An 11,849-nucleotide genomic window follows, 5' to 3' on the forward strand; every position below is an offset into this window, starting at 1 on the left:
GGGTTGCCTCGGAGAGCCGGGTCTGCCGGTCTCACGCCGGGACGTCGTCCTCCAGGGAGTACAGCTCGCCCCTGCCGGGCCCGTCGGCGATCACGAACCCGGTGTCCCAGCCCAGGCGGGAATCCGGGTCGTAGTTGGGTGCTTTCAGGATCGGGTCCCGTCCGGCATCGCATCGGTACGGTGCCTCACGCTCGCCGCTGCCGTAGGGATCCGTCCACCGGCCGGTGCACGTGCCGTCGGGCGCCTCCTCGAGCACGGTCAGGTCCACCTGCCTGAGTTCGGGAAAGCCCGGCGCGATCATGAAAAGGCCCAGCGAGCACCCGATCAGCACCAGGACGAGCGCCAACAACCACCGGAAAAGGGGCACGTGCCTCAACCGGGACCTCCCTGACCCATCGCCGGCAGGACGTCGTACACGGTCAGCGTCGTGGACCCCGCGCCGTGCATCAAGAGCCGACCCGGGCAGTCGCGCGGCCCTTCGCCTCCCGGCCCCGGCAGTCGCCGGGCACGAGGCGCACGGCGCCCAGGCCGGTGCAGCAGGCGTCCGGCACGGCGGTGGGCGGACCGGGCGGGAGCGCCCGGCCGGCCCCCACGACCGCCTTCCGCACCGATGCGGTCCGGGGGCGCGCCGGACATCCCCGAGGCGTGCCGCGTCCCCACCCTCGAACACACTTAGTGACCTGTGTCACATCTCGCGGGGAGGGTCTGCCCTGAGCGGGGGCCCACCGGGTTGTGGAGGTCGACGGGGGTGATTCACCCCACGGCCATGTCCGATCGACACATTGGAATGATGTGACCTCCCTTCCCACAATGCGCGGTGCCCTGCCGGTCGCCGCCGCGGCCGGTGTGCTGCTGCTCGCCGGGTGCTCCCAGAGCGATGGGCAATCCGCCGTACCCGGGGCCTCCGCCGGTGGCTCGTCGGCAACGGCAGCCGCCCCGAACGGCCTGCTGACGGTCCCTCATGACGCCGACGAGGAGACGAGGAAGCAGTACCTGTACCAGAACGCCATCGCCGGATGCATGCGCGCGCAGGGCTTCGCCTACACCCCGCACGTGGAGGACGCCGGCGACGTCACACCGCTCCCGATCGACGGGCAGGACTACAAGCTGTCGAAGGAGTACCGGGGGAAGTACGGGTACGGCTTCTCGTACGCCCGGGTCGTCTATCCCCACGACCCCAACGTCATCGGCTCGGAGACCACCACGGACGACGAGCATCCCAATGCGGCGTATCGGGAGGCGCTCGCCCCGGCCCAGCAGCGGGCCTACGACAAGGCGATGGGCGAGTGGCGGGTGGAGGACGGCAAGAAGCTGGAGTCCCCGGGCTGCCGGAGGGCCGCGGACGTGAAGGCGTACGGCCCGGAGAAGCCCAAGGCTGAACGCGACCGCGAGCAGGAGGCCGCCAAGGCCGCGGACCGCGCGGCGCAGCAGGCCCTCGACGGGGACCCGCAGTTGGTCTCGCTGGCGCAGGACTACGCCTCCTGCCTCCGCGCCGAGGGGATCACCGTCACCACCACGCAGCCGACCTCGATCTCGGACATGGTGAAGTTCCAGGTCAACAACCAGGCACCGGCGGACGGCTGGGAAAACCTGGACAAGGAGACCGCCAGGACCAAGCTCGCCCAGGAGATCGGTACTGCCCTCAAGGACCTGGAGTGCGGCAAGAAGTTCCGGGCCGCGTACTTCCCGAAGCTGGCCGAGAACCCGTTCGTCGGAGCCGGCGGATGACCCCCCGCTTCCCCGGCGGTCCGGCGCGCCGCGGCAGGCAGGTCGCGATCGTCGTCGGCGTGGTGGCCGCGGTCGGCGCGGGCGGCTGGTTCACCGGTACGCAGATGCAGTCGCCCGCCGACGCCGCCGCCGCGCACCAGCCGCCGAAGGCCGGCCCGGTAACGGTCGCCGTGGCACGGCAGAAGCTGACCGCGACGGTGGTGGCCCAGGGTACGGTGGAGTTCGGCGCACCGCAGGGGATCTCGCTGTCGGGTCCCGTGGGCTCCGCCGGCGAGGACGAGAGCACTCAACGGGTCACCAAACTGCCGGCCGAGGGACAGACCCTGACCGAGGGCAGCGTCCTGATGCAGGTCAGCGGCCGTCCGGTGTTCGTGCTGCGGGGTTCGGTGCCGATGTACCGCTCACTCGGCCCGGACAGTTCGGGCGAGGACGTCCGCCAGTTGCAGAGCGCCCTGCGCAGGCTGGGTCACGACCCGGGTGCCGTCAGCGGGAACTACCGAGAGGGCACTGCGGCCGCGGTGGGCCGCTGGTACGAGAGCAAGGGCCACGAACCGCAGAGCCCCGGCATCGCCGACCGGCAGCAGCGCGGCGATCTGGAGGCGGCGGTGTCGTCGGCCCGGCTCGCCCTACTCGAGCTGCAGACGGGCGGGGGCGACGGCGGCGACACTTCGCCAGGGGCGGGCTCGGGCGAGGCCGCGGACCTCCGGCTGCGCGCCGCGCGCCAGGAGCTGGACCGGGCCAATGCGGCGCTCAACGCGTTCATGGCCACGTACGGCACCAAGGTGCCGGCGGGCGAGGTGGTCTTCCTGCCCGAACTGCCGGTCCGTGTCGACAAGGTCAAGGTGAAGCTCGGCGGCTCCCTGGAGGGCGAGGTGGCCACCGTGACGAGTTCCGACGTGGTGGTGCAGGCCACGGTGCCCGCGACGGACGGCGCCGCACTGCGCGAGGGCATGGAGGCGCGGATCGAGGCAGCGGACGGCCGTCAGGTCCGCGGTGTCGTGTCGCGGGTCGGCGGCGTGGACGCCGGCCGGGCCGGGGACGAGACCGGTGCCGCTCCGGGTGACGCCGGGAAGTCCGGCACGGACGGCGAGGCCGCTGGGGGCGAGGGGGCCGCCGCCGACCCGGCGGCGCCGGTGCCGTTGGAGATCTCCGTGCCCGACCCCGGACCGCTGAGGAACCAGTCGGGCGGCGTCGCCAAGGTCACCATCGAGGTGGGCGCCTCCGAGGAATCCGTCCTGGTGGTGCCCGTGGCGGCGGTCCGCACCTCCACCGACGGGAAGGCCAGGGTGCAGGTGCGGCGCGACGGCAGGACCGTCACCGTGCCCGTCACCGTCGGGCTCGCCGCCGCCGGGCTCGTCGAGGTGACCCCGGGCGGTGGTGCGCTGGACGAGGGCGACCGCGTGGTGGTCGGCCGGTGAGGGGGCACTCCACGGCGGCGGCCCCGTTCGGAAAGCCGCCGGACACGGAGACCGTGATCGAACTGCGCGCGGTGTGCCGGACCTTCGACTCGGACCCGCCCGTGCACGCCCTGCGCGACGTGGACCTGACGGTCCGCCGGGGGGAGCACCTGTCGATCGTCGGGCCGTCGGGGTCGGGGAAGTCCACGCTCCTCAACATCCTGGGCCTGCTGGACCGGCCGACGTCGGGGAGCTACCGGATCGACGGCGTGCCGACCGGCGCCCTCAGCGACCTGGAGCGCACCGCCCTGCGCGGAAGCCGCATCGGTTTCGTCTTCCAGTCCTTCCATCTGCTGCCGTACCGGACCGTCGACGAGAACGTCATGCTCGCCGAGGTCTACCGGGTTCCCCGGCCGGGCCGCGGGCGCCGCACCCGGGCCGAGCGTGCCCGGGAGGCCCTGGCACGGGTCGGCCTCGGGCACCGCATCGGCTTCCAGCCCGGCCGGCTGTCCGGCGGCGAACGGCAGCGGGTGGCCATCGCCCGTGCCCTGATGGGCGAGCCGGCCCTGCTGCTGTGCGACGAGCCGACCGGCAACCTCGACAGCGAGAACACCGATTCGGTTCTGGCGCTCTTCGACGAACTGCAGTCGCAGGGCATGACATTGCTGGTGATCACCCACGACGACACCGTCAGCCGACGTGCGACCCGGCGGGTACGGATACGCGACGGCCGGCTCGGTCAGGAGAGCGCATGAGGCGTACCCGTTCCGTGGCGGGCCGGGGAAGGCAGACGTCCGAGCCGGGCACCGGGCAGCACACCCGGCCGGGGAATCCCGTGGAAGTGGTGGACGCGGGACGGCAGCCGCGAGCCCGGGCCGGCCGACGCCTGCGCCCGGACCGGCGGCGGCGCGAGCGGCCGGGGCGCCCGCGGATGGACCCTCGCGACATGTGGTCGGAGGCCCTGGCCGGAGTACTCGCCCGTCCGGTGCGCTCGGCACTGACGACGTTGGGCACGGTGCTCGGCATAGGCACACTGGTCATCACGATCGGTGTGGCGTCGACGGCGGCGAACCAGATCGTCGGCCGGTTCGACGCCCTCACCGCCACCTCGGTGGCCGTCACGGTGCCGCCCCCGCGGCCCGGCTCGGACGGCCCCCCGCTGGTGGACTGGTCGGGCGTCCAAGCGGTCGAGCGCCTCGCCGGAGTCGTGTCGGCCGCGGCGCTCGCCGAATCCGACGGCACCAGGAACGTGCAGGTGCGGGCGAACGACGTGGTGGCGCCCGGGGAGCTGACCGCGCAGACCCTGGCGGTCGTGGCGGCCGGCCCGACGCTGCCGGCGGCGGTGCGCGGCACGATGGTCACCGGCCGCTTCTACGACGCCGGCGACATCGCCCGCCATGAGCGGGTGGCGGTCCTCGGGGACCAGGCGGCCCGACTGCTCGGCATCGACGACGTGCGCGACGCGCCGGCCGTCTTCTTCCGGGGCCAGTCGTTCACCGTGATCGGCGTGCTCGGCGGCTTCCGGCGCGAGCAGCGCCTGTCCACGTCGGTGATCCTGCCGCCGACCACGGCGGCGGACCGGATGGGCCTGGCGCACGTGACCCAGGTGCTGGTCAACACCTCCCTCGGCGCAGCGCGGCAGGTCGCCCGGCAGGCGCCCATCGCCCTCTCGCCCGGGAAGGAGGACGCTCTCACCGTGGTCGCCCCGCCGGACCTGTCCAAGGCCAGGAAGGGCGTCCAGGGCGACGTCAACGGACTGTTCCTGGTGCTCGGGTTCGTCTCCCTGGTCGTCGGAGCCATCGGCATCGCCAACGTCACCCTCGTCACGGTGATGGAACGGGTCGGCGAGATCGGGCTGCGGCGCGCCCTCGGCGCGTCCAGACGCCAGGTGGCCGGCCAGTTCCTCGCGGAGTCGACCACGATCGGACTCCTCGGCGGGGTCATCGGCGCGGCGCTCGGCATCGTCGTCGTGGTCTGCGTGGCCGGCGTCAAAGACTGGACCCCGGTACTGGACCTGCGCCTCGCCCTCGGTGCTCCGCCGGTCGGCGCCTTCGTCGGCCTCCTCGCGGGCCTCTACCCCTCGCTGCGCGCGGCCCGCATGGAACCCGTGGACGCGCTGCGGGCACCGTCGTGAGCCGCCGTGCGGCTCCCGGCCCCGGGGCCGCCGCCACGCCTCGTACCGGGGCACGCGGCGGACCTCCGGGCACTCGCGATCCCGAGGCAGCCGACAGAGCCGAGGAACCGGAGGCTGGCGGCCCCGCTCAGGGGCCGGCTGCCGCCGGGCTTCGCAGGTCTGTGATGTGCGCCACCTCGGGCAACGATCCGGGGGCGCGAACGGGTTCAGGATGCGTGAGAGCACCCGGCGCACATCAACGGACGGTACGAGGACGCCATGCGGAGCGGTTGGACGGAGTTCGAGGAGTTCGTGGCCCAGTGCGGACCGCGGCTGCTCCGCTCGGCCTGGCTGCTGACCGGCGACCCCCACCTCGCCGAGGACCTGCTGCAGACGGCCCTGGCCCGGAGCTGGCCCAAGTGGCGGCGCATCCGCCACGAGCAACCCGAGGCGTACGTGCGGCGGGTGATGATGAACGTGCACGCCTCCTGGTGGCGGCGGCGCTGGCGTGGGGAGCTGCCGCACGCGTCGCTTCCCGAGTCCGCGGTGCCGGAGGACCGGTACGGGGAGGTGGATCTGGAACGTACCGTGCAGCAGGCGCTGCGGCGCCTGCCTGCCCGGCAACGGGCCGTGGTGGTGCTGCGGTACCTGGAGGACCGCAGCGTGGAGGAGACCGCGGCGATGCTGAACTGCTCCGCCGGGACGGTCAAGAGCCAGGCCGCCAAAGCCTTGCGTACGCTCCGCGGCACTCTCCCGAATCCCGTCGATCTGCCGAGGTGACCGATGAGCACCGGTGAGGAAAAGCACGGGCCGGAGGTCGAACTGCTGCGGTCGCTGCTGCTGGACCGGCCGGCGGACCTCCCGGCACCACCCGACCGGATGGCAGGGGTGCGCAACCGGTTCCGCCGCACCCGGCGGCTGCGCGCCGCGGCGACGGCCGTGCCCCTGGCGCTGCTGGCTGCCGTCTTCCTGCCGCAGCACCTGGGCCCTGACGGGACTGCCGACGTGGCCGGCCCACCGGCCGCACCGACATCGTCACGGGGGGCCACGAGCCTCGAGAACCTCTACGGCCTGGAGTTTCCCGTTCCGCCCCACTGGAGCCTGCTCACGGTCCCGTCGCAGCGCGAGGGGGCCTCACCGGTGCAGTTCGTCTCCGTCGACCCGCTCGCCGCGCCGCGGAAGTCCTGTCCCGGCCTGCGGGCCGACGAGTGGACCGACCCGGCCTGCCTGCCCGTGCCCGGCTCCGGTCTCCGTGCACTCGTGGCCTTCCAGATCGAGGTCAACCCCTCGGTGGCGGCCGAGGTCGAGCGCGATTCCGACGTGAAGACGGTCGAAGGCGAGGTCTCCCCCGTCTGCCGCTCCCTGTCCGGGACGAACGGGACCAAGATGTACACGGTGCAGCGGTCGGCGGGCCCCGGGCACCCGGACGCGGTGCTCACCGGGACGGCATGCGTGGGCGAGATCACCCCGGAGACCCGCACCGAGCTGATGGCCGTACTCGACAAGGCCGTCGTCCCGCTGCCCTGACCCGGCCGCCGCCGGGCCCTGCGGTCCGCCGGCGAACGCACGGACCCGCGGCGCCGTGGGGCGCCTCCGGTGCGGAGGGGAGGATCGTGGGTAGGGTGCCCGAGCCGTGCGCCGGGTCCCGTCACCTCTCACCAGCCGTTCCCGGCGGGCGCGCGTGTGAGCAGCCGCTCGCACGGCGCGGATCCGATGCCCGGACGATCGCCGATTCCACGGCCGCCACCCGGTCCGCGAGCAGGCCGAGGGCGGCGACCGCACGAGTGGAGGTGTCCTCGTCCGGGCCGCCCGTCTCCTGGCGGCGCCGGTACCCGGCGGTGATCGCGGCCCAGCGGACGCCTTGCTCCTCGGTGAGGGTGCCGCGGAGCTCCGCGAGCTTGAGGAGATTCGCCTCCGCGGCGGTGGCGAGGGCCTGCGCCTCGCCCGCGTAGTGGTCGTCGACGACCGAGGCGAGTTCGGCGTCGTTCATGACGGGCACGATCCGCTGGGCGATCTTGTTCATGTCGCGGTACGAGCCCTGGAGCAGGAACGGCGGCTCGGTGCGGGTCGTGTCGTCCTGGGCGGCGGAGGCGATGTACGCGTCGTTGACGGCGAGTACGGTCCCCCGGGCGGTCAGCACATGGCGCAGTACCGCGAGGACGCGGCCGAGCTCGGCGGCGGTGTACGGATGGGCGAGCCGGTCGCGGTGGGCCGTGGGGTCGTCCGCGGCGAGGCGCAGCAGCAGGTCGAGGTCCGCGCGGTCGCGCGCGGCCAGCGGTGCCAGGACCGGGTTCGAGGTCAGGGCGTTCTCGACGAAGCTGAGGGCGAAGGCGTGCTCCTTGCCGGTCAGGACGTCGCCGAGGTTCCAGACGTCGGCGCGGTTGGCGAGCATGTCGGGGATGTGGAAGCGCTGCCCGGACCCGGTGTGGGGGTTGCCGGCCATGCACACGGCGAACCGCTTCCCCCGCAGGTCACGACCGTTCAGGGTGCGGGTCGCGTCGCACAGCGGGATGAACTTCTGCAGCAGTTCGGGAGAGGTGTGCTGGACGTCGTCCAGGTACAGCAGGACGTTGTTGCCCGCCGCGAGCGCGAAGTCGATCTTCTCGATCTCCCGGCGGGCGGTGGCGTTCGGGGCCTCGGCCGGATCGAGTGACGTCGTCGCGTGGCCGAGGGCCGGACCGTCCACCTTGACCAGGAGCAGGCCGAGGCGGTCCGCGACGTACTCCATGAGGGTCGTCTTGCCGTAGCCGGGCGGTGAGAGGAGCAGCAGGAGGCCGCTGTTGTCGGTCCGCCTGCCGTCTCCCGCGGCACCGAGCTGTTTGGCGAGGTTGTCCCCGACGAGGGGCAGGTAGACCTCGTCGACGAGCCGGTTGCGCACGAACGAGGCCATGACCCGGGGGCGGTACTCGTCCAGGCGGAGCCTGGTGCGCTCGGCTTCCGCGAGCGTGCCGCGCAGCCGCTGGTACGCACGGAAGCCGGGCACCACCCGGTCGGCGAAGTCCGCGGTCCGGACGAGGAATTCGTCGAGGCGGACCGTGAGGCTGCTCCGGACGATCCTCCGGTGCGTACCGAGCAGGCCACCGACGGTACGGGTCAGCGGGGCGTCGACATCGTGGCGCGGGAGGCGGGGACAGAGTTCGATCGCAACGGCCTCGGCGAGGTCGCCGCCGTCGACGTCCTCGCCGCAGGCGCCGGCGTACGACGTGAGCCAGCCTTCGACGAGCCGGTGCGCAGCGGCCGGTTCGCCGTCCTCGATGTGCCTGCGGACGTCGTCCTCGTACGGGGAGGAGGAGCCGACGGCCCGGCGGAACTTGTCGAGCAGGGTGCGGGCCGCGGCGCCGGTGGTGAACGACCCACCGGAACCCAGTTCCTCGACGAGGTACTCGGCGGCGACCGCGTGGCGCCGTGACGGCAGGCCGGGCAGTGCGGACGCGAAGTCCGCCATGGCGTCGGCGAGTTCGGTGCGCAGCGCGTCGAGGGCGGGTGCCTCCCCGAAGGTCTCGCGTGCGCGTACCAGCGACCCGGCGTGGCGGGCCCATGTCTCGCGTGCCGACGGCGTCGTTCCGTAGGTCCAGAAGAGCTGGGCCGCGGCGCGGGCGGTGGCCGGGTGGCGCAGCAGCCCGGCTTCCTCGCGCAGCCGCAGCACGGCTTCGAGGATGGCTGCCGTGTCGTGGTCGTGGATGCCGCGTTCGTACCCCTCGTCGTATGCCGATTCGGCGGCCGCACGGGCGAGGGCGCGGAGGTCCGTTCCGGCGAGCCCTTCGGCTCCGTGCTCGGCGAGGAGGCGGGCGGCGAGGTGTTCGGCCCGGTAGACCTCGTCGTTCTCCGAGGGGAGGAGCTGGGCCCAGTACGGGTGGGTGTCCCGGAACTCCGGCGTTGTGACGGGCGAGCTGTAGTCGGTACCGGTCAGTGTGAAGGCCATGCCGTCCCCGCGCGGGACGAGGGTCAGTTCCGCGGCCCGTGTCGTGACGGCGAAGCGGTGACGGCCGAGTCGGATCGTGCCGCCGCCGTCCGTGTACAGCTCGGTTCGGTCGCGCAGCGCCCGGCCGGCCTCCTGGCGCGCTGCCTTCAGTCTGCCCTCGACCTCCTCGGCGCGTGCCCGGTCGCCGAGCGCGCGGAGCTCTTCGGCGGTGCGGCGGACCTTGGTGGTCATCGGGTCGGAGGCGAAGAACGTGCTGACCTCGTCGGCGCTGGCCAGGGAGGAGGCCCGTCGGGCGATCGCCTCCAGAACGCGTGCCGCCGACACCGCCAGCCGTTCGGCCCGGCGGGCGCGGGAGTCCTGAAGCGTCTGCCTGCGGGCGGAGAACGCCTCGTGGACCTCGATGCGCTTGTCCGCGAGATCGGTGACGAATTCGTCGTGGTCGGCGAAGCGCGACTCCAGGTTCTCCAACTGGAGCATCAGCCGGGCGAGTTGCGTGTCGCAGCTCTCCGGTGAGTCGGCGGCTGCCAGCGCCCCCGTGACCGACTGGCCCAGCAGCGCGAACTCGGCGGCGAACTCGGCCCGGCCCTCCTGCTCGAGCAGGGCCCGGCGCCGGCCGGCCAGGGTGGCACGTGCCCGGTTGAGACCGCCGAGGACCTCGGCGACGCGTTCCAGGATGGCGGTGCGCACGGTGGCGTCGCCGGTCTCCAGGCCCGCGACGACCTCGGTGAGCGACCGCAGCCCGAGGGCCTGCTCCTCCAGCCGCCGGCCGACCTGCCCGGCCTCCGCAACGGAGGGAGCCGCATCCGCGTCGGCGGTCAGCCTCTCGATCTCCGCGTCGTAGTCGCTGAAGGCGTCCTCGCGCCGGAGGAACGCGAGGGCGCGCTGCGCCGCGGAGGCGACTTCCTTCTCCGCCTCCGCCGCGAGCTCGTCGATGCGGCCGCCGTCGCTGTACCGCATCTGCTTCAGCGTCAGCAGATGCCCGTGTGCCCGGCGCAGTTCGGTGATGCGCGCGACCCACTCCCCGGCGCTCGCGGGGGCCTCACCGCGGATGCGCCGGACCAGACGGGTGATGTGCCCGGCGGACTCGGCGAGCGCCTCGGCCGCCTTGCCCGTCAGCTCCTGCACGGCCCGGTACTCGTCCAGCGCCTGCTCGGCGGTGGCGCGTACCTCGTCCAGCGGCGTCCGCAGATCCCCGGTCTCCGGGTCACCCAGCCAGTGGTGGGCGTCGGCGGTTCGGACGCACGCGGCGACAAGTGCCTCGTACGTCCCGGTCGTCGCGGGCGCCTCGGCGACCTGGCGGGCGACGGCAAGGCAGTCGGACAGGCCGCGGACCAGGTCGGCGTTGCCGATGCGGGCGAGCGGCCCGGAGCCGGCCGGAACGGCCGCATACGTGTCCGACGCGTACGGGCTCCGCCACACCTGCACGAGGTGCACGCGGGCCGGGCCCTCGGACGACGGTGTGCGCAGGACGAAGAGTGTGCCGTCGTCGAGCAGGGCGTACCCCTGGCAGACGAGGGGGCTGGCGATCTCCTTGCGGATGCGGTTGTAGGAGAGCAGCAGGCTGCGGCCGTCGAGGCGGGACCGGAAGGCGTACAGCACGTCCTCGCCGTTCGGGGAGTGCAGTGCGCGCTCGAACTCCAGGCCCTCCGCGGTATCGATGTCGAAGGTCTTCACGGCTCCGGCGGACAGGCAGTATCCGCCGGGGAAGACGATGCCCTGGTCGTCGGGCAGCCGGAGGCAGGACCGGCCGATGCCGTCGAGTCTGACGACGGACCCGGTGAGGGTGTTGAACACCAGATGGCGCTCGGTGTCCTCCTTGTACGGGCGGACTCGCAGGACGATCAGCGCGCCCACGCGTGCGTAGGCGACGTCGGCGTCGGCGAGCGACTGCAGCGGCTCGTCGACGGGCTCGCTGTGGACGCCCTCGCCGGTCTCGGTGTCGTCCTCCGTCTTCACGGTGAGCGTGCCGCCGACCGTCGAGACGAACAGCGTGCCGTCGGCGACGGAGATGTGCGGACACCGGCCCGGGACGTGGTCGTCGCGTGTCGTCTCCACCCATGCGAGGTCGTGCGAGACGGGGAGGGCGTGGTCGCGTTCACCGCGGGCGTCGAGGAAGCGGGTCTCCCCGGACGGGGAGGCAGACCAGCGCAGGACGCGGATGTCGTCGCTCTGCTCCCCGGTCCGGAACACGGCCAGCAGCCTGCCTTCCACGTGACGCAGCCCGAGAAGGCGCGCTCCCTGGAAGTAGCGGTGCAGGGCGGCGAACTCCCGGACGAAGCCCGGGTCGTCGAGGAGCCCGGGCACGGCGTCCTCCGGGAGCCGGTTCAGCTCGCGGTCGTGCAGCGAGAAGACACCGGCGACCGTGGTCCGGCTGGTCCGTTCGGCGGAGGAGTCGTGGCCGATGAGGAGCCGGTCGCCGACGGCGACGATGTCGCGTGCCACGCAGGCGATGTCGGTGCCGATGCGCTCGGTGCGGGCCAGGGCGAGTTCGCCGGCCCCGAACTCCGCGACACGGGCCGAGTTGAGCGCCTCGGCACGCCGGGCGAGCTCGGCGGCCTGCCCGCCGAGCCGGTCGCGCAGCACCTCGTGCGTTCCGGCGTCGATGCCGTCCCTGCCGTTGTCCATCCCGTTCGCCCTCCCTCGTACGTGTGTTGGGGCCGCGGAGCCGCCGACCCCCGTCCGGCGGCCC

8 protein-coding genes are annotated in these 11,849 nt (G+C 73.2%); 6 read left to right on the forward strand and 2 right to left on the reverse strand.

Going from position 1 to position 11,849, the window contains the following annotated elements; all coding sequences use genetic code 11:
• Positions 1-31 precede the first annotated feature (31 nt).
• On the reverse strand, positions 32-376 hold the full coding sequence (locus tag BLT82_RS38345; RefSeq protein ID WP_244529856.1) for a hypothetical protein: 345 nt from the start codon (positions 374-376) through the stop codon (positions 32-34).
• A gap of 434 nt (positions 377-810) precedes the next feature.
• Between BLT82_RS38345 and BLT82_RS33510 the strand changes: the two genes are divergently transcribed.
• The 6 genes from BLT82_RS33510 (at position 811) to BLT82_RS33535 (ending at position 6,765) form a co-directional block, all read left to right on the forward strand.
• Complete coding sequence (locus BLT82_RS33510; RefSeq protein WP_093661790.1) at positions 811-1,728, forward strand: hypothetical protein; 918 nt, start codon at positions 811-813, stop codon at positions 1,726-1,728.
• Positions 1,725-3,146, forward strand: a complete 1,422-nt coding sequence (locus BLT82_RS33515) for a peptidoglycan-binding protein (protein ID WP_093661792.1) — start codon at positions 1,725-1,727, stop codon at positions 3,144-3,146. Before BLT82_RS33510 ends, BLT82_RS33515 begins: the two co-directional genes overlap by 4 nt.
• Complete coding sequence (locus BLT82_RS33520; RefSeq protein WP_093661794.1) at positions 3,143-3,880, forward strand: ABC transporter ATP-binding protein; 738 nt, start codon at positions 3,143-3,145, stop codon at positions 3,878-3,880. The genes BLT82_RS33515 and BLT82_RS33520 overlap by 4 nt, the downstream gene beginning before the upstream one ends.
• Before the next feature lie 191 nt (positions 3,881-4,071).
• Complete coding sequence (locus BLT82_RS33525; protein WP_244529857.1) at positions 4,072-5,259, forward strand: ABC transporter permease; 1,188 nt, start codon at positions 4,072-4,074, stop codon at positions 5,257-5,259.
• 258 nt (positions 5,260-5,517) lie between these two features.
• The gene (locus tag BLT82_RS33530) at positions 5,518-6,018 is read left to right on the forward strand and encodes a SigE family RNA polymerase sigma factor (protein WP_093661796.1); all 501 of its coding nucleotides are present in this window, start codon (positions 5,518-5,520) and stop codon (positions 6,016-6,018) included.
• 3 nt (positions 6,019-6,021) lie between these two features.
• Entirely contained in the window at positions 6,022-6,765 is a 744-nt protein-coding gene (locus BLT82_RS33535; protein ID WP_093661798.1) for a hypothetical protein, read from the forward strand.
• Positions 6,766-6,886: 121 nt separating this feature from the next.
• On the opposite strand, the gene BLT82_RS33540 is transcribed toward BLT82_RS33535, so the two are convergent.
• The gene (locus BLT82_RS33540; RefSeq protein WP_093661800.1) at positions 6,887-11,785 is read right to left on the reverse strand and encodes a DNA repair ATPase; all 4,899 of its coding nucleotides are present in this window, start codon (positions 11,783-11,785) and stop codon (positions 6,887-6,889) included.
• Between the last annotated feature and the right edge of the window lie 64 nt (positions 11,786-11,849).

Source organism: Streptomyces wuyuanensis (assembly GCF_900103455.1).
Lineage (GTDB): Bacteria > Actinomycetota > Actinomycetes > Streptomycetales > Streptomycetaceae > Streptomyces > Streptomyces wuyuanensis.

Excerpts from the sequence above, each read along its gene's own strand:
- BLT82_RS33510 (WP_093661790.1), top strand. The coding sequence starts at position 811 with ATGCGCGGTGCCCTGCCGGTCGCCGCCGCGGCCGGTGTGCTGCTGCTC.
- BLT82_RS33515 (WP_093661792.1), top strand. The coding sequence starts at position 1,725 with ATGACCCCCCGCTTCCCCGGCGGTCCGGCGCGCCGCGGCAGGCAGGTC.
- BLT82_RS33525 (WP_244529857.1), top strand. The coding sequence starts at position 4,072 with ATGTGGTCGGAGGCCCTGGCCGGAGTACTCGCCCGTCCGGTGCGCTCG.
- BLT82_RS33530 (WP_093661796.1), top strand. The coding sequence starts at position 5,518 with ATGCGGAGCGGTTGGACGGAGTTCGAGGAGTTCGTGGCCCAGTGCGGA.
- BLT82_RS33535 (WP_093661798.1), top strand. The coding sequence starts at position 6,022 with ATGAGCACCGGTGAGGAAAAGCACGGGCCGGAGGTCGAACTGCTGCGG.
- BLT82_RS33540 (WP_093661800.1), bottom strand. The coding sequence starts at position 11,785 with ATGGACAACGGCAGGGACGGCATCGACGCCGGAACGCACGAGGTGCTG.